Raw genomic sequence first — 21,578 nt, 5'->3', positions numbered from 1 at the left:
CAAATTCCGAATCATGCCCCGACAACCGCCCTAACCTGCGCAAACACGCCGCAAGATTCTCACGAACCGCGATCTACGGCTGTAGTACTAGGCGAGGGCGAGTCGAAACCACGCAAGCCAAATACTATGCAGCACAACACCATGTGAAAGAAAGGTCCCGATGACCACCAACATCATCGTGACCGTCGGCGTCGGCGGCATGGGCCAGGCCATCACGCGACGCGTCGGCTCCGGTGCGCGTATCGTGCTCGCCGACCACGACCCCGACCTGCTGGCCCACACACACGAGGCGATGGCCGACGACGGCTACGACGTCACGCCGATGGCCGTCGATGTGTCGTCGGCGGAGTCCGTCCGGAACCTGGCGCGTGCCGCGGCCGATCTCGGTCCGGTCCGGCATCTGGTCCACACAGCCGGGGTTTCGGCCGCCAAGTCCGATACGTCATCGATCCTTGCCGTCGATCTCTTGGGTGTGGCGCTGTCAGTCGAGGAGTTCGGTGAAGTGATCGCGCCCGGTGGCTCGGGCGTGGTGATCGCCAGCATGGCGGGAACCCTTGCCGCGCCCAGTGTGAGCTCCGAGATGGAACAGGCGTTGCGGGTGACTCCACCCGACGAACTGTTGTCGCTGCCCTTCCTTGACTCCGATGCGTTGCCGTCGGCTCCTTATGCCTATGCCATTGCCAAGCGCGCCAATCAATTACGCACGGCAGCCGCTGCGGTCCGGTGGGGAGCGCGGGGCGCCCGGATCAATTCGATCAGTCCCGGGATCATTTCCACCCGGCAGGGTCGTGACGAACTCGCCGGCGAGTCGGGGTCGTCGATGCGCGGCATGCTCGACGCCTCACCGCGCCGTCGATTGGGGACACCAGGCGACATTGCCGCAGCCGCCGCATTCCTCCTCGGCCCGGACGCCGATTTCATCACCGGCACCGACCTTCTCGTCGACGGTGGTGTGGTTGCGGCGCGGATGGTTGAGTGAAGTCTCGCTTCGCTAATCAACTGTTGCGGCGGGATTTCGGGTTCGTACATCAGCTGGGACCCAGGAGATTGTCGGACACATGGATCAAGTGTGTGCGCATGGCGGACTGAGCCGAATCAGGGTCGCGATCACGCAACGCGTCGACGATCGCGACGTGTTCGTCGTGGTAGCAACTCCGGCGTTCCAGGCTGAAGGCCCGTCGCTTTCGAGTGCCCCAAATTGGTAGTGCGCGTCCGGCATTGAGGACGTCGTACATGTTGAGGATCAATCCGTTGTGGGCAGCTTCGGCGATTGCGCGGTGTAACTTGCCATCCCAGCTCTCGAAGCCCTCGAAGTCATGGCTTCGACCGCCCGCCTCCAGATACTGGCCGATCCGATCCAGGTCGGCTCGGGTTGCTTCTCGCGCGGCGACCGCGGACACCTGGGGCTCGAGCACCATGCGCGCTTGCATGATCTCGGCCGGGCTGGTGTCGGCCGGCGCCCCGCCCGAGGCGGCGACTGCCGCTTCGGTGAGGAACGTGCCTCGTCCGACGTGACGTATGACCACACCATCGCGTTCGAGGGACTCGAGTGCGCGGCGCACCGCGGAGCGTGGCGCAGCGAACTGTTCCACCATCTGCCGCTCGGTGGGCAGTTTCGATCCAGGCTGGAAAGTTCCCTCGGTTGTCCTTTGGGAGAGATACTCGCGTATCTCCTGCTCGATGGTCATGCGTCCATGATCGGATATTTGTGGTGACCAATCAAGACCAATTCAGGTGACAGAAATGCCCATGTAATTGGGCCTAGACAGCGCTTGGCCGCACGCGTATGGTCCCTTCATGACCAAATTGGTCACATTGATTCAGATTGGTTTGCAATGAAACTGGTGACGTACTCGAATGGAACCGAGACCAGGGTGGGCGTGGTCGATGTAGATGCCGGCGAAGTCCGCGATATCGGGGATCTCCTTCCGGCCGGTTCGGGGATGCTCGAGGTGATCGAGAATTGGTCGAGTCTGCAGGGCGCGATCACCACGCAGGCACCGTCGCAGCCTTCGGTACCGCTGGAGAAGGTGCGGTTGCTCGCACCGATTCCGACTCCGCGCCGCGACATCTTCTGTGTGGGCAAGAACTATCGGGAGCACGTCGCCGAATTCGGGCGTTCGGGGTACGACCAGCCCGATCGGTCCGAGGCGCTCCCCGAGGATCCGGTTGTGTTCACCAAGGCGACGACCTCGGTCACCGGACCATTCGATGACATCGATCCCCATTCCGGGGTCACGTCTGAACTCGACTACGAGGCAGAGTTGGCGGTCATCATCGGTACCGGGGGTCGTGGAATCTCCTACGACGATGCGCTCGATCACGTATGGGGTTACACCATCGTCAACGATGTGACGGCCCGCGATCTGCAGCGGAAACACAAGCAGTGGACCATCGGCAAGTCTCTCGACACCCACTGCCCGATGGGTCCGTATGCGGTCACCGCCGACGAGATCGTGGACGTGACCGCGCTGCGCGTCGAAAGCCACGTGAATGGGGCCGCACGCCAGTCCGCGGCGGTCAAGGACCTCATCTTCGACATCCCTGAACTCATCAGTGTGCTGTCGGCCGGCATCACGCTGTTGCCGGGCGACGTCATCGCCACCGGAACGCCGGCCGGTGTGGGTATCGGATTCGATCCGCCGCGTTTCCTGTCGTCGGGGGACGTCGTCGAGGTGTCGATCACTGGTCTGGGCGCACAGCGCAACCGAATCGCCTGAGGAGCCAACAGTGCACATCAACGGGACAGATCTCGCCGTCGAGACCGACGGCCCCGACGACGCACCGGCCATCGTCATGATCCACGGCCTGGGCGCCACCGGGAACTTCTATCAGATTCAAGCGCAGGCGCTCTCCGAGAACCATCGAGTGGTGCGGATCGATTCCGCAGGCGCCGGCCGCTCGGCGACCGCTGATGACATCAGCATCGGCCGTCACGCCGAGGACGTCGACGCCGTATTCGACGCTCTGGGCATTCAATCGGCAGCTGTCGTCGGCCACTCGATGGGCACTCTGGTGGCGCGCGAGTTCGCCGCCAAGCATCCGGACAAGGTGACCAAACTCGCGCTGCTCGGCGCCGTCGCCGAACCGGCTGACGCCGGCCGACAGGCCCAACGTGATCGTGCCGCTGTGTTGCGGGACAAAGGCACTTCGGCCGTGGCCCCGGGCGTGGTCGCCAATGCGCTCTCGGAGTCGACCCGAAACGACAAGCCTGAAGTCGCCGCGTTTGTCCGTGAGTTGGTGATGCGTCAAGATGCCGAGGGCTACGCCCGCAACTGCGAAGCACTCGCCGCTGCCGGTGACCCCGGTGACATTGCCGGCACCATCGACCTTCTGTTGATCACCGGCGACCAGGACAAGGTCGGGCCACCGACGGTGAGCCAGGCGATCGCCGATACGCACGGCTCGGCGACCGTCAAAATACTTCCCGGCGTCGGCCACTGGACCGCGCTGGAAGCAGCCGGACCCGTCACCGACCTGCTGGTCGACTTCCTTTAACCCCACAGCCTCAACGAGGAGCACAGCCATGTCCGTACCGTCAGCCAAAGTCTTGTTTCGCAACGTCAATATTCTCGACTCGACGGGCGTCGACCCGTATCCGGGCGATGTCCTGGTGGACAACGATCGGATCGTCGCGGTCGGCACCGTCACCGACGGTCAGGTCGATGGGGCACGCGTCATCGAAGGACGTGGCCGCACCCTGATGTCGGGACTGTGCGACGCGCACACCCACTTCTCCTGGAACAACTCTGCAGATCTCGAAGGGCTGGGCAACATGCCGACCGAGGAGCATCTGCTGTTCTGTCTGGAGTCGGCCAAAACCTTTCTCGATTACGGGTACACCATGTGTGTCGGTGCGGCGTCGGCCAAGGAACGACTCGATGTTGTTGCCCGAGACGCGATCAACGCGGGGCGCTTCCCTGGACCGCGCTACCTCGCCAACGGGCCGGAGATCGCGGTCACCGGCGGCGCCATCGTCAAATCGATCACCAAGTTCGCCGATGGGCCGGAAGGCATGCGGAAAGCCGTCCGGGAGCTCGTCGCGGTTGGTGTAGATCAGGTCAAACTTTCGATGACCGGCGAGGAGATCGCCGACATGCACGCCGATGACACGTACTTCTCCGAGGAGGAGTGTGCTGCCGCGGTCACCGAGGCTCATCGATTCAACAAGCGCGTGTGCGCCCACGCCCGCAGCGCCGAGAGCGTGAAGATGTGTGTGCGCAACGGAGTCGACATCATCTACCACGCCAGCTACACCGACGCTGAGGGCATGGACATGCTCGAGGCCAACAAGGACAAGGTATTCGTTGCGCCCGCCATCAACTGGCTGGTCGCCACACTCTACGAGGCCGCGTCCTTCGGCTTCCCGCAAGAGGCCGCCGAGGCAGTTGGTTACAAGCACGAACTCGACTGTGCGATAGAAGGTTTGCGTGAAATGCATCGTCGCGGGATCCGTGTGTTGCCGGGCGGTGACTATGGATTCGCGTGGACACCGCACGGCACCTACGCGCGCGATCTACAACACTTCGTGGAACTGCTTGGTTTCACCCCGATGGAAGCGATCCTCGCGGCCACCGCACAGGGCGGCGAAATCATGCTTCGCCCAGATGAACTCGGAAAGGTCGCACCCGGCTTTCTCGCTGATCTCATCCTGGTCGACGGTGATCCGATTGCCGACATCACGATCCTGCAGGATCAGGATCGTCTGCATTACATCATGAAGGACGGCAAGTTCCACAAGGAGGCGGCGGAAACCCCAGCCGCCTGAACCGACATACAACCACCGCCGAGGCCGACATGGGCAGCTCCGCTCCATGTCGGCATCGCGCACGACCAAGGGTGACAAGCCGTCATGCCCCTCCTCATCTGTCGTACCTGTCCGCGCTACGACCTACCGGCCAGCGGAACCTTCCGTCATGAGCTCGATGATGTGTTCGCACGTGACGGCGCCGTCGAACCCGGTGCGGTTCGGCATGTCCTCTGCCTCGGTGGCTGCCCCGAGGATGGTGTGGCAGCGCTCGATGCGCCAGGAAAGGCACGCGTGCGATTCACCAAGCTGACCGGTGCCGATGCTCCGGCACTGGCTGCCGCCACCCGTGATTATGACGCCAGTGACACCGGTGCGCCGGATGATTGGGACGTACCCGCCGAACTTCGGGACCGCATCAGTACAGTCACCACCAAGCGGCAGGCTCGCACCTGTCAATAGGCAAGCGCAGTGGGTGCCGAGGAACTCACCCACACCTCACCCATGGGGCGGTAGATGCCCATTCCGGGGCGCAGCCACGTCGCCGTGGCTGCGCCCCGGAATCGTCAGCAACTCAGCGAGATCAACTCCGCCGCTGCGGCCAATGGCATCGGAGTGGACGACAGAAAACCTTCTGTCGCGCCGACCATGTCAGCTTGCATATGCGCTGCTTCGACGGCGCGGCGTTTGAACGCCTGTGCGGCGAGGCTGAGATGGTGCTGATCCGGAGCCAATCGGGATGGCAATCCAGCCATTTCAGTTGCACCGAGGATTCGCATCTCGCAACGACCGGACTCGATGGCCGAGACGGCCTCGTCCCGGATCCCGGCATCCGAATCCAGCAACGTCGCCGAAATCGCCAATGCCTCTGGCCACGGATCGGCGTCGCGCCGATCGAGTGAACAACGCAAGTTGTAGATGTCGGCACCCAATATCTGCCATGGACGCGGATCCCCTCCCTCCAAGACGTGAACACTGACATCCCAGCCGGCCAGCGATTGATCGAACACCCATCCGCCGGACAACATGAGCGCCTCGACGGGGTCCGCCGCGACCACCGCGAGACGATGGCGCAACGGGCGCCGACGCGCCGCAGCCCGCATGCGTGACACCTCTCGCGCTCCGAAGGACGGGTGATACACCACATTTCCGGACACAGTCTTCACAATGTCTCCGTATTCCTGGTCGATGGATCGAAATTTCACTGAAGGCTCCATGGCGGTCGGGTACTCCTGCCGGTCATACAGCTCACAGCTGCGTGTACACGGTCTTGGTCTGCAGGTAGCTCTCGACGCCGTCGCGGCCCCACTCGTGTCCCCAGCCGGATTGCTTGTAGCCGCCGAACGGCATCGAGTGGTCGAATACCATCTGGCAGTTGAGGGTTACCGTGCCGGCCTCCAGACGTTTGGCCAGCCGGTGTGCGCGAGCGATGTCCTTGGTCCACGCCGTCGCAGCCAGTCCGTAGTCAGAGTTGTTGGCCAGCGCGACGACTTCGTCGTCGTCGTCGAACGGCATGACGGCGACGACGGGACCGAAGATCTCTTGCTGATAGAGATTCATCGACGGGTCGACATCGGTCACGACCGTGGGGTGGACAAAGTAGCCGCGACGGTCGAGTCGATGACCGCCGGTCACGACCTCGACCCCGTTCTCCTTCCCATCGTCGATGAACCCCATGACGCGACCCAGTTGCTTCTCGCTGATCAGTGGACCGATCAGGGTGCCTTCCTCGTCGGGGCCGCCGAGCTTGACGCCATTGGCCACCATGGAGAGTCCTTCGACGACTTGGTCGTAGACCCCCCGCTGCACGAAGATCCTTGAGCCGCAGATACATCCCTGGCCCGAGTGGATGAAGATGCCCATGCCGGCCATCATGATCGCCTGTTCGAGATCGGCGTCGTCATAGATGAGAACCGGTGACTTTCCGCCGAGTTCGAGCATGACGCGCTTGAGGTTGCCGGCGGCCGCACCGATGATCTGCTTGCCCACCTCCGTCGAGCCGGTGAACGCGATCTTGTCCACATCCGGATGTTCGGTGAGCGCCTTGCCCGCGGTGTGCCCATATCCGGTCACCAGATTCACCACGCCGTCGGGGACGCCGGCCTCGGCGAGGATTCGCTGGAGCAGAACAGCCGACAGTGGCGTTTCCTCCGCGGGTTTGACGACAGTACTACAACCGGCGGCGAGCGCAGGCCCAAGTTTGGCCGCCGCGTTGAAGACTGGTCCGTTCCACGGAAAGATGAGACCGACGACGCCGTAGGGCTCTTTGAGCGTGTAGGCGTGCATGTTCGAGTAGGCGCCGGTGATGCCGCCGGTCATCTGGACGTCATGGGCGATGCCGTTCAGCTTGGTGCACCACCCGCCGTAGTACCGGAAGACCTCGGCGCTGGTGCCCATGATGGATTTGGCCTGCTCGAAATTCATGCCGGTGTTCAACGAGTCGAGCGCTGCGAGATCTCCGGCGTGCTGATCGATGAGATCGGCGATCCGCCACATGATCTTGGCGCGCTCGTTTCCGGGCAGCCCGTGCCAGACGGCGGATTCAAACGATGCGCGGGCGCGCCCGACTGCTTCGTCCACCGCCTTCGCCCCGCCATCGGTGAACTCCGCGATGGGCTCTTCGGTGACCGGGTTGATGATCGGGATCAGATCGCCGTCGCCGGGCCGGCTGCGTAGTTCGTCCAGAATGCTGTCCACAGTCATTGTCTTGTCTCAATTCTTCTCGTCGAACTCGATGTGCAGTTCCGTGAGTCCACGCAGGAGGAACGTCGGCTCATAGCTGAAGTTCCGGTTTCCTGCGGGTCCGTGGATCGTTTCGTTGAGCCGGATATTGGTCATCCGGTCGAGCAGCCGATTGATCGTTACCCGGCCCTCGACGCGCGCGAGCGGTGCGCCCGCGCAGGTATGGATGCCGCGACCGAACGCAATGTGCTCCCGCACGTTCTTGCGGTCCAGCCGGAACTCATTGGGGTTCTCGAACTTTCGTGGATCGCGGTTGGCTGCTCCGAGGCACAGCATGATGACGGTGCCGGCCTTGATATCGACATCGCCGAGCGTGGTCGACTTACGGGCCAGACGGAAATCGACCTTCGTGGGGCTCTCCATGCGCAGGGCTTCTTCGATGAACGGGATGATCAGTTTGCGATCGGCCCGCAATTCATCTTGAAGGTCCGGCCGTTCGCACAACGTGAGCAGTGCGGAGCTGAGGAGCTTGGTGACCGTTTCCTGGCCCGCAGCGAACAGGAATGTCGCAGGGTGTACCACCTCGATCACCGGCGGCACCGAACCGTCCGGATAGGTGGCCGATGCCAGTCCGCCGAGGACGTCGTCGCGTGGTTCGCTGCGGCGGGCTTCGATATAGCCGGCGAAGAGGTCGTCGAGATACTGAAGGGGATTGCTGCCGACGGGCTCGTGGTCGAGCGCGCCGACCCGGCTGCCCGGGGCGTTGCCGGCACCGAGGTTGCGGCGGACCTCGTCGCGATCCTCGTCGGGAACACCGAGAAGATCGGCAATGGCCAAGGTGGCGAAGGGTTTACCGTAGTCACCGAGAAATTCGCACGCGCCACGCTTGATGAACTCGTCGATCTGTCGGTCGGCCAGGTTCCAGACAAACTCTTCGTTCTCCTGCAGTCGGCGCGGGGTCAACAGCCGGAGCAGGAGCGACCGTGCCTTCTGGTGGTCGGGCGGGTCCATGGTGACCATGTGCTCGAAGATGGGGAACTCATGTCGATGGGCTTCGATCAGCTCGGTGATGTCGTCGCCCACCGGTTCGAACGGCAGGGGAGGGAAGGGGCCGCCGATGGCGTTGACGGCGGAGAACGATTCGGTGTCCTTGAAGGCTTCCTGCGCCTCTTGGTAGCCGGTCACCGCGATCACGTTCTGGTAAGGCTCACGCGTCACCGGACCTTGGCTACGCAGATGGTCCCAGTACTCGTACGGGTCCTGCGACACCTTGCTGTCGGAGAAGTAGTCCACTGTGGCTGGATTCGTCATGGCTGACAAGACCTTTCATCATGAAGAGGGGAATGTGGGCTGGGGAGTCAACATGGCCGCCGATGAGCGGCTCAAGAGGGACGTCGAGATGCTCGGTGAGCGGGATGAGAGCGAGATACTAACCCGGCACTGGACCAGAACCGGATCAGAGTCCGATACGCGTGTTCTTGACCTGTTGGAATTCGTAGAGACCTTCGACGCCGCCGGAGCGTCCGGTTCCGCTCTTCTTGAAGCCGCCGTACGGGCCCTGCGGCGAGATGTCGCTGTTTCGATTGACCCACACCGACCCGGATTGCAGTGCCCGTGCAATGCGGTGTGCTCGTGGAAGGTTCATGGTCTGGACGTAGGCGTTGAGGCCGTAGTCGGTGTCGTTGGCCAGGGCGATGGCCTGGTCATCGTCGTCGAACCGCATGACGGAAACCACGGGACCGAACGTCTCGTGCTGTGCGAGGGCAGACTTGTTGTCGACATCGGCGAAGACCGTCGGTTCCAGGTAGTAGCCGTCCGCGAGTTCTCCGTTCACTCGCTGTCCGCCGGTGACGAGCGTGCCGTCCTGGTTTCGTGCGGCGTCGTCGATGACGCCGAGGATGCGGGTCATCGACGATTCGCTGATGACCGGCCCGACCATCACGTCGGTGTCGAATGGATCGCCGATCTTCGCTGCGGCCAGAACCGCGAGGAATCGCTGCATGAACTCGTCATAGACCGCACTCTGCACGAGAATCCGGCTACCGCACGCGCAACTCTGTCCGGACTGGCCGAGCGGTCCTTGCCAGGCTGCCAGAATGGCAGCTTGATCGAGATCGGCATCGGCAAAGATGATGTTCGCCGACTTGCCGCCGAGTTCGGTCGCCACAGGCGTGAGATTTGCTGCGGCCGTGATCAATACCTCACGAGCGGTAGTTCCGCCACCGGTGAAGTGGATCTTGCCGACGCCGGGGTGGGCGACGAGCGCGCGACTTCCCTCAGCGGCGGCGGGTAGGACGTTGACGAGCCCGCGGGGCAGTCCGGCCTCGACGCAGATCTCGCCGAACCGCAACGCGCTGAAGGGGGAAAGTTCGGACGGTTTGAGAATGACCGCGTTGCCTGCGGCGAGTGCAGGGGCGACGCTCATCCCCACGACCACCATCGGACCGTTCCACGGTGCGATGACGCCGACCACGCCGTAGGGTTCCCGCTCGACGATGTTGAGGTCGAGTTTGCCGGACACCTGCGATGTCTCGCCGTGTGCCTTGTCGACATGGCCCGCGTAGTAGCGGATGAAACTCTCGGCGAGCATCGCGTGACCGGGTGCGGTGCGCAGCGGCACCGCGAAATCGTGGATGCTCAGTCGACCGAGTTCGTCGATGTTGTCATGTACGGCGTCGGCGAGGTCGAACATGATGTCGCGACGTCGTCCGATCGGCAGGGACATCCATTCCCGTTGCGCTTCACGCCCGGCGGTCACCGCGCGATCGACCTCGGTATCCCCGGCGAGAGCGATTGTCGCGTTTGCGATTCCGGTCGCAGGATAGATGTGATCGTGGGTTCCGCCGGACGAGTCGGTGACCGAGTCGCCGGCGATCAGCAGGCCGGTGGGCAGCACATCCGCTGTGCGCGGATCAATGGTGGCAGTCAACACTTGCTCGATTCGATTGAACGTGAATGGTTTTCATCGAACGGTGAATCCGGCATCGAGCGCCCACTGAGTGCCGGTGATGAACTTCGCCTCGTCGGAGACGAGGTACGCGACGGCGTTCGCAACGTCTTCGGCTTCGAGCATCTGAATCGGCAACGCATTCTGCATGCCGGAGATGGTGTTTGCGCCGCCGGCCGCCGCCTCGACCATCAGCTTCTGCATGGCCTCGTTGATGGTCATGCCGCTGGCCACCCCTGTCGGGTGAATCGTGTTGACGCGAATCCATTCCGGAGCAAGGTAATTGGCCAATCCCTGCATCAGTGCCACCACTCCGCGCTTCGCCGAGGCATAGGCGTTGCCACTCGCGTTGATGGAGGCCGACGCCTTGATGCCCGCGGAGGAGCTCGTGATCACGATCGACCCTCCCCGCTCTCCCTGACGCATGGCGGGCAGCGCGGCGCGGATGGTGTGGAACACGCCTGTCAGGTTCGTGTCGATGACATCGTTCCACTCAGCCAAGAAATTGTCGGGATCCTCGGGTCCCATCTTGATGATTCCGGCGTTGGCGATGATGATGTCGACGCGGCCGAACTCTGCATAGCCTTCGTCGAATGCGGCGGAGAGCGCCGCGAAGTCGCGGACATCGGCTTTTCGGGCGACCGCTCGGCGGCCCTCCTTCTCGACAAGGCGTGCGGTCTCTTCGAGGTCCTCTAGAGATGCATTCGGATAGGTCATCGACGCGACGTTCTCGCAGATGTCGACGGCGATGATGTCGACGCCCTCTTGGGCAAGTCGGATGGCATGCGCACGACCTTGTCCACGGCCGGCGCCGGTGATGAATGCAACGCGTCCTTCGAGTCCTGACATGTTTTGTCTCGTCTTCTTTCGTGTAGTCGGCGGGAGCCGGAATGGGAAGTGGGGCTGTTGATTACGAAGTGATGCGCGCCCAGGCCTCTTCGCTGGCGGAGTGCAGCGCCTCGGCCTTCGCGAAACCTGAGTAGGCGGCCAGTTGCAGGACGACCTCATCCATCTCGGACTTGGTGATGTCGCCGGATTCCAAGGCCGATCCGGTATGGGAGTGCAGGGGGGTGAGGGCGTCGCAGACCGCCACCGACGCCACTGTGATGAAGCGACGATCGCGACGACTGAGTCCCGGTCGTTGCCACACGTGGCCGAACACGAAGTTGAGGATGCCCGCATGGATGTAGGGCGTCGACGGTTCGGGGGCCTCGATCAGATTGACATCGATGAATTCCTCTGTGCCACTGGCGATTCTGCTGTCCCAGTCGTTGATTCCAAGGCTGTCGTTCTCAGGCTTGCGCACCGCTCCGGTGCCACCGGCCTCGCGGTCGATCACCGCCCACGCCCGCCGGATGACCCCTTCGAGATGAGAGGCCTTGGGCCAACCGTTGTACACCGCGAAGTGCAGCACGAACTCGAGCATCTCGTCAATGGTGATGTCACCACTACGTAGAGCATCGTCGACCTGGTCGGCGATCGGCTTCTGTGCGTCCGCGGCACCTACGCAGGTAAGCGTCACCCATCGCCGCTCACGCCTTCCCAAGCCGGGGCGGGCCCAGACCTGATCCTGGGCCCAGGACTGTTGTGCCTGTTCAAACGGGGTGATGGCGCTGGACTCCGCGGGGCTGTAAGTATCCATCGGGCTGCTGGTCATGTGACCCACCTCTCAGTGCTAGTGACTGAATATTAAGTCGTGCGACCTAATTTGTCTATGGTTTGATTATGGTTATGCCGACAGAGGCGCGCTCCGCCAAGGAGCGACTGATATTGACCGCCGAGCGGCTCTATGCGCTCCACGGTCTCGATGGTGTGGCGTTGCGGCAGATCGCGACGGAAGCCGGCACCGCGAACAAATCGGCGGTCCAGTATCACTTCGGTTCCAAGGACGCGCTGGTCACAGCGGTTTTGTCCAATCGAGTTGACGATCTCGACCGCCGCCGTGCGTTGCTCTACGCCCGCGCGGATCTCGGGGACGTACGGTCGGTAGTCGAGGCTCAGCACTTACCTCTAATCGAACTCGGTGAGGACGGCGACTGCTACTACCTGGAGTTCATCGAGCAACTCGAGCGGACGTCGCATCCGTTCCACGATCTACCTCTGGCCAATCAGTTGACCGAGCAGGCCTACTATGACCGCGTCGGTGACCTGCTCGAATCCGTGCCGGCCGAACTGCGCGAGATCAGAATCAGTCAGGCGACCGCTACCTGTCTGCATGTGTGCACGGACCGTCGCCGCACCAAGGAACTCGGCGAAGCGGTCCCCCCATACGCGGTGCACGTGAGCCAGTTGCTCGACAGCTTGGTAGCGCTTCTCACTCTCGAGCCATCCAGCGAGACGCTTGCTGCGTTGAAGATCTGGAACGATAGCGAATTGCGTTAGGGTGCAGGGGAATTAGATTCCTCGGTCAGTGCTCCGGTCGACTCTTCCCATGTGTCCTCGAAAGAGTCACTATGACAGTAACTTTCGATCACCTGGCCGTTGACAATCTGATGTGACCCGTGCAACACTGCATTTCGAGCGTCCGGCATCTGTGTCGGCGACAGCGAACCCGATGGCGGGCGCAGCTCAATCAATCACATCTGTTGAAAGTTGGTGTATCCCATGGCTGGACGTATGGAAGGCAAGGTCGCGTTCGTCACCGGCGCCGCGCGCGGACAGGGCCGCAGTCACGCATTGCGATTGGCGGAGGAAGGCGCCGACATCATCGCGGTTGACATCTGCGGGCCGGTAACCGAAGACACCTCGATCGCGGCGTCGACGTCTGCGGATCTCGCCGAGACCGTGGAGTTGGTCAAGCAGCATAATCGTCGGATCATCGCGACCGAGGTCGACGTCCGTGACTACGACGCGCTGAAGGCCGCGCTGGACAACGGTGTAGAGCAATTGGGGCGCCTTGACGTCATTGTTGCGAACGCGGGAATCGGAAACGGGGGTGAGACACTCGACAAGACCAGTGAGACCGACTGGCAGGACATGATCGACGTCAACCTCTCCGGCGTGTGGAAGACGGTGAAAGCCGGTGTGCCCCATCTGCTTGCTGCGGGTGGCGGCTCGGTGGTGCTGACCAGTTCGGTGGGCGGGATGAAGGCATATCCCAACACCGGTCATTACATCGCGGCAAAGCATGGCGTCATCGGGTTGATGCGGAGTTTCGCCGTCGAGCTCGGCGAGAAGTCCATCCGCGTCAATTCGGTACTCCCGACGAACGTCAACACCCCGATGTTCATGAACGAGGGCACGATGAAGATGTTCCGGCCCGATCTGGAGAACCCGGGACCGGACGACCTCGCCGTCGTCGCACAGATGATGCACGTGTTGCCGACCGGTTGGGTGGAGCCACGCGACATCAGTAACGCGGTGCTGTTCCTGGCGTCTGATGAGTCGCGTTTCGTCACCGGCCTCGCCCTTGCGGTGGACGCCGGCAGTCTCTTGAAGTAGGTGCTGTGGCTGCCGATGGATTACAGGTGGCAGTAGACACGCAGCTGTGTGAAGGACACGGTCTGTGTGCTCTGCTGGCGCCCGACGTGTTCGAAGTCGGAGATGACGACGTGGCGGTGTGGGATGATCATCCGTCCGAGGAGAAACGTGACGTCGTCCGCGCGGCTGTGAGTGCCTGTCCGCGGCAGGCGATCTCGTATTCTCAGGGGTGATCGGCGCGGGGTCACCACAGTGCGGTGCGGTGTCCCCAGACGTTGCATCGGTTCGGACGGTGGCGACCATGTTGCACCACAACGCCAGCCGCCTGGGAGGGCCTCCCAGGCGGCTGGCGTATAGGGGTCAAGCCGGGTGACGTCCGATGAAGAAGTCCTTCAACGGTTCATCGGGGATGTCGAAACCGGCCGCCAGCAGCGCTGCGCGGTAGCCATGCATCTGCTTGTCCTGCAGTCGCATTGTCGGCATGCGCAGCGGGCCGCCGTTGTAGCCCTGAAGCCAGCCCTGGTACTTCCAGCCCATCCTGTTGAGTACTGATCCGCCGTGCACTGTCGCGAACAGAGCGTTCTTCGCCACGCGAGCGGGGTGCAGTTTCCAGTACAGCTCGGTGGCCTTCTCGTAATCACCGTCTCGGATGAGCTTCATGATCCGGGGGATCATCGGACCGAAGTACTCGTGGTCGCTGGTGGCGGACAACTGGATCGGGACCAACTGTGACAGCGGGATGAGATCACCCTCGATCGGGACTGAGATGACCACCTCGTCACCGAAAAGTCGATGACATTCCACGGCGTTCATGATGTTCGGATATCCGCCCTCGGCCTTGATCACCGCGATGTTGTCGGCAGCGTCGATGATTCGCCGGGTGAGGTCGGTCGGTATGTCGGAGGGGTGCAACCGCGAGAAGTTCCAGATCGTCATCGGGAACATGATGATCGCGAGGTCGGTCGCATCGGCGAATGCCGTGGTGTAGTCGAATACCTCGCCCTCGGTCTCGGGGTAGAAGTTCGGCGGGTAGGTGAGCAGGATGAAGTCGGCGCCGGCTGCTTGGGCCCGCTGAGCCATCTCGATGTTCTCGTCGAGGGTGTTGAAGCAAGCGTGATGGCAGATGAAGAAGTTGTCGCCCGCCTCGTCCTTGGAGATCCGGATGAACTCGATGTACTCGTCGGGAGTGATGCTCACCTCGCCGATGGCGAGACTGCCGACGAATCCGTGCTCCTTGGCAAGGGCGATGTCATGTCGGATACCGGCTTCGTTGATGTTTCTCAGGTCGGCCGTGAATGACGGGATCGTGCAGTTGACGGCGCCGATGAGATTCTCGCGCGCCCAAGCACGTGACTCGGATTTTGTGTAGGTAGACACTATTCTTCTCTCCTCCAGGGGATTCAGTGGTCCCGTGACCCTTCCCAGGACAGGTACTTGATCTCGAGGTACTCCTCGATGCCGTAGACCGAGCCCTCACGCCCGATCCCGGACTGCTTGATCCCGCCGAACGGGGCGACCTCGTTGGAGATCAGGCCGGTGTTGATCCCGACCATGCCGGCTTCGATTGCGGCCGCGACCCGCCAGACCCGCTCGCTGTCGCGGGTGAAAAGGTAGGACGCCAGTCCGAAATCGGTGTCGTTGGCCATCCGAATCACCTCGGCCTCATCGGTGAATCGGATCAACGGAGTGATCGGACCGAACGTCTCTTCCCGCGCGATGAGCATGGTCTGGGTGACCCCGGTCAGGACGGTCGGTTCGTAGAACAGGTCGCCGACCGAACTCGGCTGCCCTCCCGCGGTGATCCGTGCGCCTTGGCTGACGGCGTCGCGGACGTGCTCGTCGACCTTGGCGACACCGGCGGCATCGATGAGTGGGCCGATGGTCACGCCGTCGCCGAAGCCGTCACCGACCACGAGTTGCGTTGTGCGTGAAGAGTATTCCGCGGCAAAGCGGTCGTAGATCCCGGCCTGCACGTAGACCCGGTTGGCGCCGATGCAGGACTCGCCGGTGTTTCGGTACTTCGCGGCCAGGACGCCGGCAACTGCGGTCTCGAGATCTGCGTCGTCGAAGATGATGACCGGAGCGTTGCCGCCGAGTTCCATCGATACCTTCTTGATCGTGGCCGCCGACTCCTGCATGAGCTGACGGCCGACCTCGGTGGAGCCGGTGAAGGTGACCTTACGAACGATCGGATTGGTGGTCAGTTCGGGACCGATGGTGCCGGCGCTGCCGACGACCACGTTGAGCACACCGGCCGGGATACCCGCCCGGGCGCCAAGTTCTGCCAGTGCGAGAGCGGTGAGCGGGGTCTGCGACGCGGGCTTGACGACCATGGTGCAGCCGGCGGCGAGCGCGGGCGCGGCTTTGCGGGTGATCATCGCGGCCGGGAAGTTCCACGGGGTGATTGCGGCGCATACGCCGACCGGCTCTTTGAGCACCACGATTCGGCGAGATGCCAAAGGGGCGTCGAAGATGTCGCCACGGATGCGTTTGGCCTCCTCGGCGAACCATTCGAGAAACGATGCGGCGTAGGCGACTTCGGCTCTGGCCTCGGCCAGCGGCTTGCCCTCTTCGAGGGTGATGATCGCAGCAAGGTCATCGGCGTGCTCGGTGACCAGGTCGAACCACCGTCGCAGGATCGTCGATCGGTCCTTGCCCGAGCGGGCACGCCACCCGGTGAGCGCGCGGTTCGCGGCGTCGATGGCGGTGGCCGTCTGCTCGCGGCTCAGTGCGGGGAGTTGCGCGATCTCGGTTCCGGTGGACGGATTGATGACGCTGAACGTTCCGTCACCCCCCTGGCGGATCCAATCGCCGTCGACAAAGGCAGCGTCGCGGATCAGGGCGGGTTCACGCAACAGCGAACTGATGGCAGATCCGGTGGTGGCAGTCATGAGGCTCCTATTTCTGGACCGGTCGGATGTGGATGGGCAACTCGACGCCGACGCTCGCCTTCTCGGCGGCGGCGACACACATCGCGGCAACGGCGAGATCCTGGACTGCGGAACCGACGGACTTGTAGAGGACGTTCTGCCTCGGATGGACCCGACCCGGTTGGCGCCCGGAGACGATGTCGGCCAACGACTTGACGTGATCGCTGACATCGATGCCCGCCGCCGACGCGGCCAGGAGATCACCCGAGTCGTGCACGACCTCATCGACCATGTCGGCGACGATGACATCCGCGCGCGCGATGGTGTCGGTGTCGACCTCTCGCTGGTCGCGCAGCGTCGATCCGATCGAGACGACGGTGCTTCCCGGCTTCAGCCATGCCCCGCACAGAGTCGGGGTCTCGTCGTAGGATCGCGCAGCACAGATCACCAGCGACGCGTCGGCGACGGCTTCTTGCGGGGAAGAACTTGGTTGTACCACCGACGCCGTGTGGCCGAGGTCGTGAGCAAACCGCGCACGGCTTTCGGCGCGAGGGCTGAAGACCGTCACCGACGTCAGCGTGCGCACCGCGGTGAGTGCCTCGAGGTGCTTACGCGCCTCGAACCCGGAGCCGATCACGGCGACGTCGAGAGCGCCTGGCGGGCAGAGGAGATCGGCTGCGAGGGCGGACGTCGCGGCCGTGCGGTAACCGGTTATCGAGTTGCCGTCGAGCAGTGCGACGAGTTCGGCGGTGGTCGGGTCGAACAACGAGATCAGGTAAGAGAACATCCTGCGCTCGCCGAGGGCGCCGGCGATGGTCTTGGTGCCCATCAGCCCCGCGTTGGCGGGCACCCCGCTGAGAGTGCGCAGCAGTCCGGAGCCACCCCGGGCCAATACGCGTGGCGGGAAACGACTGGGCTCGGAGTCGGCCGCGTAAGCGTCGCGGAGTGCAGCGACCGCCATCTTCCAGTCGAACACCGACTGCACGGTTGCGTCGTCGAGGACGAGGGTGCTCACGAGCTCTCCTGAACGCTGGAAGTGATGACGAGGTGGTCTGGGTTGGTCATTGATCTCTCGTCCTTTTCGGCGACGCAGCGGGTCCGTTGGATGCCGAGTCCGTCGATCTCGCACTCCATCACGTCGCCGGGGCGCAGATAGCGGCCATAGTGCGATCCGTTGCCGGCGGGCGAGCCGGTGATGATCATGTCGCCGGAGCGCAGCTCACTGAATCTGGAGATGTATGAGATGAGTTCGGACGGACCGAACACCATGTCCCCGGTTGTGCTGTCCTGCATCGTTTTGCCGTTGAGTCGCAGCCGGATACCCAGCGCCAGCGGGTCGGGCACAAACGACGCCGGCACCAGCCAGGGACCCGTCGGGAAGAACGTCGGGAAGTTCTTGGCCCGCATCCAGTCGGTGCCCATCATGGGAATGTCGCGGCGCGGTACGAGGCTGCGCGTGGTCAGGTCGTTGCAGATCGTGTAACCGGCGATGTGGTCGGCGGCGTCGGCGACCGCGATGTGGTGCCCGGCACGGCCGATGACGATCCCGAGCTCGAGTTCCCAGTCGTGGTCGTCCCAGCCCGCGGGTAGGACCACGTCGTCGTAGGCGCCCGACATCGACGCCGACACTCCGGTCCACACATAGGGTTCGCCATGCGCCTTGCGCTCGTCGATATCGCGGGCGGCTTCGGTCGCGAGCTCCGCCGGAGAAGCGTCCGGGCGGCCGAGTCCGTGCGCGACGGCCATCTGGATGATGTGCTCACGGTAGTTCGCTCCGGCGGCGTAGATCTGGCCACGAGGGGTCACCGGAGTGTGCACACGCAGGTCGTCGGCCCTTCGTGGCGCGCTGGTCGGCGCGTTCGCCTCGGCGGCGAGACTGACCTGTGCGCGGTCCCAATCCTCGAGTACCGCCAGGGTATTCGGGTACGACGTGAAGTCGCGGATGTCGTGTATGTCGTCGCCGAGCACGAGTCCGGGAAAGGTACCGGCGCCCGCGTCGTAAGTGCCGAGTGCGTATGGTCGCTGGCTCATGATTCTCCTTCGGCCGAGTTCCGTTGGGCGGGTTCGGGTTTGGTCAGTATCCCACTCGATTCCAGTTCTCGTCCCATGCGAATGGCTTCTCCTCCGGCCACCAAGGCGCCGTGTCGACGGCACCGATCGGTGTGCTCAGTACACCCACCCTGTCCAGCGACAGCTCGAGGACGTCCCCGGGCGTGAGCTTGCGATCGATCTCGAACCCGGACCCGAAGCCCATCGTCCCGGTGCCGATCAGATCGCCGGGCAGGACGGCATCCGCGACCGACACCCAGGCGACCATCTCGGCGGAGTCGAACGTGCGTGGTGTCGATTCCACCGTCGAGATGACCTCGTTGTTGAGTCGCACCTCGCCCTTGAGTCCGTCGACATCGGCGAGTTCGTCGGCGGTGACGATCCACGGGCCGATGCCGAATGCGAAGTCTTTCGATTTCTGCGGACCCATGTGCATGTCCATCTCGCGGGGCTGTACGTCGCGTGCTGACCAGTCGTTGAAGATCGTGTATCCGAAGATGCTGTCGCGTGCTTCGTCGGGCGTCAGGTTGTGACCGTAGCGCCCGACGATGATGCCGATTTCGAACTCCCAGTCGAGGAAGTCGGTGAAGTGGGGGTAGGGGAGTGGTTCGCCGGTGCCGTAGATGCGGCTGGCTGACCCCTTGAAGAAGGGCGGCGTCTTGAACGCCTGCGGGTTGGGCTTACTACCGACTTTCTCCAGGAAGTTCTGCATATGGGTGGGGTAGGTGAGACCGTCGCGGATCACCGGGGAATCAACTGCCGCGATGAAATTGACGTCATCGACGTTTGAGCTGGCGTCGTCGGCAGCAACGAGTGCGACGTGGGCGGCGTCGAGAAAGGCGTCGCCGGCGGCGATGGCTGCGGACATACTCGACGGAAACAGTGCGCGCGCCACCCGGGTCGCACTGTCGGCAGTGCCGCCTCGCCGCTGTAGCGACAGCGCATACGCTCGGGCAAGGTCGACGACGGTGGTGTCGGAATCGGTCACGGCCACGATGCGGGCTTGGTGGCCATCCGGAGACGGGACAGTGATGCGTCCGAGTTTCATGCTCTCTCCTCGATGTAGGTGTGCGTTGGTGCGTGTGAGAAGCGTTGTCTAGCAGGCAATCTTCTACACACATCTCACGTCCACCGCCCGGCTTCGACAGCGGCGATGCCGCGACTCGACCTGGTGTAACGCGGGTCACGTGTTATTCAAACACGTCCGATACGATACGTCCAGTACTAAATGGGAATCCGGATTCGCGGTCATTGAAGCGGGGCTTGTGATCCGGGTCACCGAGAGTTACATTGAGTTCGATACGAGACGTCCAGTACTTGATCAAGTGCTGGCAACGATCTGATTGTGAAGGAGGACGTAGACGTGCCTCACGACTACGAAGTGATTGTCATCGGCGTGGGTCCGGTCGGCGCCACAACGCTCGGCCTACTCGGTCGCGCGGGTATCCGCGTACTAGGCATCGAGAAGGACGCCGAGCACTGGAGCGGTGCGCGCGCGGTGCATTTCGATGGCGAGACCATGCGTTCGCTGCAGACGCTGGAACTCGCGGAACCGGTGACGGCGACCAGTCGACCGATGGAGGACTTCAGATTCCTCAACGAAGACAACGAGGTCCTGATCGCCGCCACACTCGGACAACTCGGCGATCAGGGCTGGCACGACGACGTGTTGTTCCATCAGCCAGATGTTGAACGATTGCTCGATAGCGTTATCAATCAACAGGATTCGGTGACCATCACACGAGAGTCGACGGTTTACGACGTCGATCAGGAGGCGGACGGAGTCCGGGTGTGGGTGCGTGATGCGCAGGGCCAGGAGGACAGCTATACCGCGCGCTATGTGATCAGTTGTGACGGCGCATCGTCGCCAGTCCGCCGGCTTCTCGGAGTCAAGACGGAAAACCTGGGGGTCGACGATCCGTGGCTGGTCGTCGATGGTCTGCTCCGTGGTGCGCCGGGTATCGACGGCGACATGGTGTTTCTCGGACGGTGGTCGCGCCCGGCGTTGTGGATCCGGCAGGCGGGCGAACGCGTGCGCATGGAGTTCAAAGTGATGCCGGGTGATGACCCCGACGAGCTCGTGACCCCCGCGGGAATCGAGAGGGTCAGCCGCGGCGTGCTCGGTCGGGAGCATTTCACCCCAGATAGGGCGACCATCTACACCTTCCGAGCGCGGCTCGCCGAGCATTGGCGGGTGGGCGACATCTTCTTCGCCGGCGATGCCGCACATCAAGCGCCCCCGTTGTACGGCCAGGGCCTGTGCGCCGGCATGCGTGACGCCGCCAACCTTGCCTGGAAACTGAACTACGTCCTGCGCGGACTAGCCGGCGAATCCTTGCTCGACACATACGAATCCGAACGCAAGGAGCACGCCCGATACTGGGTCCAGAGTGCCGCCGAGATGGCCCATCTGGTGCAGACGACGGTGCCCGAGGTTGCCGCACAGCGCGATGCCCACATGCGTGCCAATCCCGGTCCGGCCAGCCCGCCGGCGCCGCCGCTTGGCCCGGGTCTGCACGCCGATCCGGCCGACGGCCATTCGGGCTACCTCAGCCCCCAGCCGATCCTCGCCGACGGCACTCGCCTTGACGACATCGTCGGCTACCGATTCCTGCTGGCCGCCGACCCCCGAATTCTCGAGGAACTCGCGGATGACGTTCGCGGCCAGCTCCACGACACCGCCGAGATCGCGGTGATCACCGACCCCACCCAAATCGGCGAGCTGCTGGCATCGACGGGCCGACGGGCCACGATCGTCCGGCCCGACCACTACATTCTCGGCAGCGCCGACGACGCACCGGCACTTGTCGAACTTCTCCGCAGCGTTCCGGTGGCGAAGTCCGCTACACCCGCTCGCTGACAC

General features: G+C 63.2%; 21 protein-coding genes. 9 read left to right on the top strand and 12 right to left on the bottom strand.

Annotation, left to right across the window (positions count from 1 at the left end; translation table 11 throughout):
- Positions 1-160: 160 nt before the first annotated feature.
- On the top strand, positions 161-979 hold the full coding sequence (locus tag AAFP30_RS23425) for an SDR family oxidoreductase (protein WP_419232432.1): 819 nt from the start codon (positions 161-163) through the stop codon (positions 977-979).
- A gap of 49 nt (positions 980-1,028) precedes the next feature.
- On the opposite strand, the gene AAFP30_RS23420 is transcribed toward AAFP30_RS23425, so the two are convergent.
- Positions 1,029-1,688 carry a FadR/GntR family transcriptional regulator gene (locus AAFP30_RS23420; protein ID WP_419232431.1) on the bottom strand — a complete coding sequence of 220 codons (660 nt, stop codon included), beginning with the start codon at positions 1,686-1,688 and terminating at the stop codon, positions 1,029-1,031.
- Between the two features lie 147 nt (positions 1,689-1,835).
- On the opposite strand from AAFP30_RS23420, the gene AAFP30_RS23415 reads away from it, so the two are divergent.
- From AAFP30_RS23415 to AAFP30_RS23400, 4 genes are all read left to right on the top strand, one after another.
- Complete coding sequence (locus AAFP30_RS23415) at positions 1,836-2,720, top strand: fumarylacetoacetate hydrolase family protein (RefSeq protein ID WP_419232430.1); 885 nt, start codon at positions 1,836-1,838, stop codon at positions 2,718-2,720.
- Between the two features lie 10 nt (positions 2,721-2,730).
- Complete coding sequence (locus AAFP30_RS23410; protein ID WP_419232429.1) at positions 2,731-3,498, top strand: alpha/beta fold hydrolase; 768 nt, start codon at positions 2,731-2,733, stop codon at positions 3,496-3,498.
- 28 nt (positions 3,499-3,526) lie between these two features.
- On the top strand, positions 3,527-4,768 hold the full coding sequence (locus AAFP30_RS23405) for an amidohydrolase family protein (RefSeq protein ID WP_419232428.1): 1,242 nt from the start codon (positions 3,527-3,529) through the stop codon (positions 4,766-4,768).
- 84 nt (positions 4,769-4,852) lie between these two features.
- Entirely contained in the window at positions 4,853-5,209 is a 357-nt protein-coding gene (locus AAFP30_RS23400; protein WP_419232427.1) for a hypothetical protein, read from the top strand.
- 104 nt (positions 5,210-5,313) lie between these two features.
- Here AAFP30_RS23400 and AAFP30_RS23395 read toward each other — a convergent pair whose 3' ends face one another.
- The 6 genes from AAFP30_RS23395 to AAFP30_RS23370 all read right to left on the bottom strand — a co-directional run bounded on the left by AAFP30_RS23395 (position 5,314) and on the right by AAFP30_RS23370 (position 12,033).
- Positions 5,314-5,964: a hypothetical protein gene (locus AAFP30_RS23395; RefSeq protein ID WP_419232426.1), complete on the bottom strand. Its 651-nt coding sequence runs from the start codon at positions 5,962-5,964 to the stop codon at positions 5,314-5,316.
- A 31-nt stretch (positions 5,965-5,995) separates the two neighbouring features.
- Entirely contained in the window at positions 5,996-7,450 is a 1,455-nt protein-coding gene (locus AAFP30_RS23390; protein ID WP_419232425.1) for an aldehyde dehydrogenase family protein, read from the bottom strand.
- 9 nt (positions 7,451-7,459) lie between these two features.
- Positions 7,460-8,740 carry a cytochrome P450 gene (locus AAFP30_RS23385; protein WP_419232424.1) on the bottom strand — a complete coding sequence of 427 codons (1,281 nt, stop codon included), beginning with the start codon at positions 8,738-8,740 and terminating at the stop codon, positions 7,460-7,462.
- A gap of 145 nt (positions 8,741-8,885) precedes the next feature.
- Positions 8,886-10,358, bottom strand: coding sequence for an aldehyde dehydrogenase family protein (locus AAFP30_RS23380; protein ID WP_419232423.1), 1,473 nt, complete (start codon positions 10,356-10,358; stop codon positions 8,886-8,888).
- Between the two features lie 33 nt (positions 10,359-10,391).
- On the bottom strand, positions 10,392-11,225 hold the full coding sequence (locus AAFP30_RS23375; protein WP_419232422.1) for a mycofactocin-coupled SDR family oxidoreductase: 834 nt from the start codon (positions 11,223-11,225) through the stop codon (positions 10,392-10,394).
- A 61-nt stretch (positions 11,226-11,286) separates the two neighbouring features.
- Positions 11,287-12,033, bottom strand: coding sequence for a carboxymuconolactone decarboxylase family protein (locus AAFP30_RS23370; protein WP_419232421.1), 747 nt, complete (start codon positions 12,031-12,033; stop codon positions 11,287-11,289).
- Positions 12,034-12,101: 68 nt separating this feature from the next.
- Here AAFP30_RS23370 and AAFP30_RS23365 point away from each other — a divergent pair, with 68 nt between their 5' ends.
- The 3 genes from AAFP30_RS23365 (at position 12,102) to AAFP30_RS23355 (ending at position 14,029) form a co-directional block, all read left to right on the top strand.
- Positions 12,102-12,758 carry a TetR/AcrR family transcriptional regulator gene (locus AAFP30_RS23365; RefSeq protein WP_419232420.1) on the top strand — a complete coding sequence of 219 codons (657 nt, stop codon included), beginning with the start codon at positions 12,102-12,104 and terminating at the stop codon, positions 12,756-12,758.
- A 222-nt stretch (positions 12,759-12,980) separates the two neighbouring features.
- Positions 12,981-13,817 carry a mycofactocin-coupled SDR family oxidoreductase gene (locus AAFP30_RS23360; protein WP_419232419.1) on the top strand — a complete coding sequence of 279 codons (837 nt, stop codon included), beginning with the start codon at positions 12,981-12,983 and terminating at the stop codon, positions 13,815-13,817.
- Positions 13,818-13,822: 5 nt separating this feature from the next.
- A complete protein-coding gene (locus AAFP30_RS23355; protein ID WP_419232418.1) occupies positions 13,823-14,029 on the top strand; it encodes a ferredoxin in 207 nt (68 codons plus the stop codon).
- 127 nt (positions 14,030-14,156) lie between these two features.
- On the opposite strand, the gene AAFP30_RS23350 is transcribed toward AAFP30_RS23355, so the two are convergent.
- Genes AAFP30_RS23350 through AAFP30_RS23330 form a run of 5 tightly spaced genes read right to left on the bottom strand, consistent with a single transcriptional unit; the run spans position 14,157 to position 19,763 of the window.
- Positions 14,157-15,173 (bottom strand): dihydrodipicolinate synthase family protein, encoded by a 1,017-nt coding sequence (locus tag AAFP30_RS23350; protein ID WP_419232417.1) that lies wholly within the window; start codon positions 15,171-15,173, stop codon positions 14,157-14,159.
- A 23-nt stretch (positions 15,174-15,196) separates the two neighbouring features.
- Positions 15,197-16,687 (bottom strand): NAD-dependent succinate-semialdehyde dehydrogenase, encoded by a 1,491-nt coding sequence (locus tag AAFP30_RS23345; RefSeq protein WP_419232416.1) that lies wholly within the window; start codon positions 16,685-16,687, stop codon positions 15,197-15,199.
- 7 nt (positions 16,688-16,694) lie between these two features.
- The gene (locus AAFP30_RS23340; protein WP_419232415.1) at positions 16,695-17,681 is read right to left on the bottom strand and encodes an ornithine cyclodeaminase family protein; all 987 of its coding nucleotides are present in this window, start codon (positions 17,679-17,681) and stop codon (positions 16,695-16,697) included.
- Positions 17,678-18,697: a fumarylacetoacetate hydrolase family protein gene (locus AAFP30_RS23335; RefSeq protein ID WP_419232414.1), complete on the bottom strand. Its 1,020-nt coding sequence runs from the start codon at positions 18,695-18,697 to the stop codon at positions 17,678-17,680. The genes AAFP30_RS23340 and AAFP30_RS23335 overlap by 4 nt, the downstream gene beginning before the upstream one ends.
- A 43-nt stretch (positions 18,698-18,740) precedes the next feature.
- Positions 18,741-19,763, bottom strand: coding sequence for a fumarylacetoacetate hydrolase family protein (locus AAFP30_RS23330; protein ID WP_419232413.1), 1,023 nt, complete (start codon positions 19,761-19,763; stop codon positions 18,741-18,743).
- Between the two features lie 315 nt (positions 19,764-20,078).
- Between AAFP30_RS23330 and AAFP30_RS23325 the strand changes: the two genes are divergently transcribed.
- On the top strand, positions 20,079-21,575 hold the full coding sequence (locus tag AAFP30_RS23325) for a bifunctional 3-(3-hydroxy-phenyl)propionate/3-hydroxycinnamic acid hydroxylase (RefSeq protein WP_419232412.1): 1,497 nt from the start codon (positions 20,079-20,081) through the stop codon (positions 21,573-21,575).
- Positions 21,576-21,578 lie beyond the last annotated feature (3 nt).

The sequence above is a fragment of the Gordonia sp. CPCC 205515 genome, from assembly GCF_048537925.1.
Taxonomy (GTDB): Bacteria; Actinomycetota; Actinomycetes; order Mycobacteriales; family Mycobacteriaceae; genus Gordonia.
This window is presented reverse-complemented; position numbering and strand designations above follow the sequence as displayed.

What these genes read in the sequence shown, in the direction of transcription:
- AAFP30_RS23425 (WP_419232432.1), top strand. Translation starts at nt 161, where the DNA reads ATGACCACCAACATCATCGTGACCGTCGGCGTCGGCGGCATGGGCCAG.
- AAFP30_RS23420 (WP_419232431.1), bottom strand. Translation starts at nt 1,688, where the DNA reads ATGACCATCGAGCAGGAGATACGCGAGTATCTCTCCCAAAGGACAACC.
- AAFP30_RS23415 (WP_419232430.1), top strand. Translation starts at nt 1,836, where the DNA reads ATGAAACTGGTGACGTACTCGAATGGAACCGAGACCAGGGTGGGCGTG.
- AAFP30_RS23405 (WP_419232428.1), top strand. Translation starts at nt 3,527, where the DNA reads ATGTCCGTACCGTCAGCCAAAGTCTTGTTTCGCAACGTCAATATTCTC.
- AAFP30_RS23400 (WP_419232427.1), top strand. Translation starts at nt 4,853, where the DNA reads ATGCCCCTCCTCATCTGTCGTACCTGTCCGCGCTACGACCTACCGGCC.
- AAFP30_RS23395 (WP_419232426.1), bottom strand. Translation starts at nt 5,964, where the DNA reads ATGGAGCCTTCAGTGAAATTTCGATCCATCGACCAGGAATACGGAGAC.
- AAFP30_RS23390 (WP_419232425.1), bottom strand. Translation starts at nt 7,450, where the DNA reads ATGACTGTGGACAGCATTCTGGACGAACTACGCAGCCGGCCCGGCGAC.
- AAFP30_RS23385 (WP_419232424.1), bottom strand. Translation starts at nt 8,740, where the DNA reads ATGACGAATCCAGCCACAGTGGACTACTTCTCCGACAGCAAGGTGTCG.
- AAFP30_RS23375 (WP_419232422.1), bottom strand. Translation starts at nt 11,225, where the DNA reads ATGTCAGGACTCGAAGGACGCGTTGCATTCATCACCGGCGCCGGCCGT.
- AAFP30_RS23370 (WP_419232421.1), bottom strand. Translation starts at nt 12,033, where the DNA reads ATGACCAGCAGCCCGATGGATACTTACAGCCCCGCGGAGTCCAGCGCC.
- AAFP30_RS23365 (WP_419232420.1), top strand. Translation starts at nt 12,102, where the DNA reads ATGGTTATGCCGACAGAGGCGCGCTCCGCCAAGGAGCGACTGATATTG.
- AAFP30_RS23360 (WP_419232419.1), top strand. Translation starts at nt 12,981, where the DNA reads ATGGCTGGACGTATGGAAGGCAAGGTCGCGTTCGTCACCGGCGCCGCG.
- AAFP30_RS23345 (WP_419232416.1), bottom strand. Translation starts at nt 16,687, where the DNA reads ATGACTGCCACCACCGGATCTGCCATCAGTTCGCTGTTGCGTGAACCC.
- AAFP30_RS23335 (WP_419232414.1), bottom strand. Translation starts at nt 18,697, where the DNA reads ATGAGCCAGCGACCATACGCACTCGGCACTTACGACGCGGGCGCCGGT.
- AAFP30_RS23330 (WP_419232413.1), bottom strand. Translation starts at nt 19,763, where the DNA reads ATGAAACTCGGACGCATCACTGTCCCGTCTCCGGATGGCCACCAAGCC.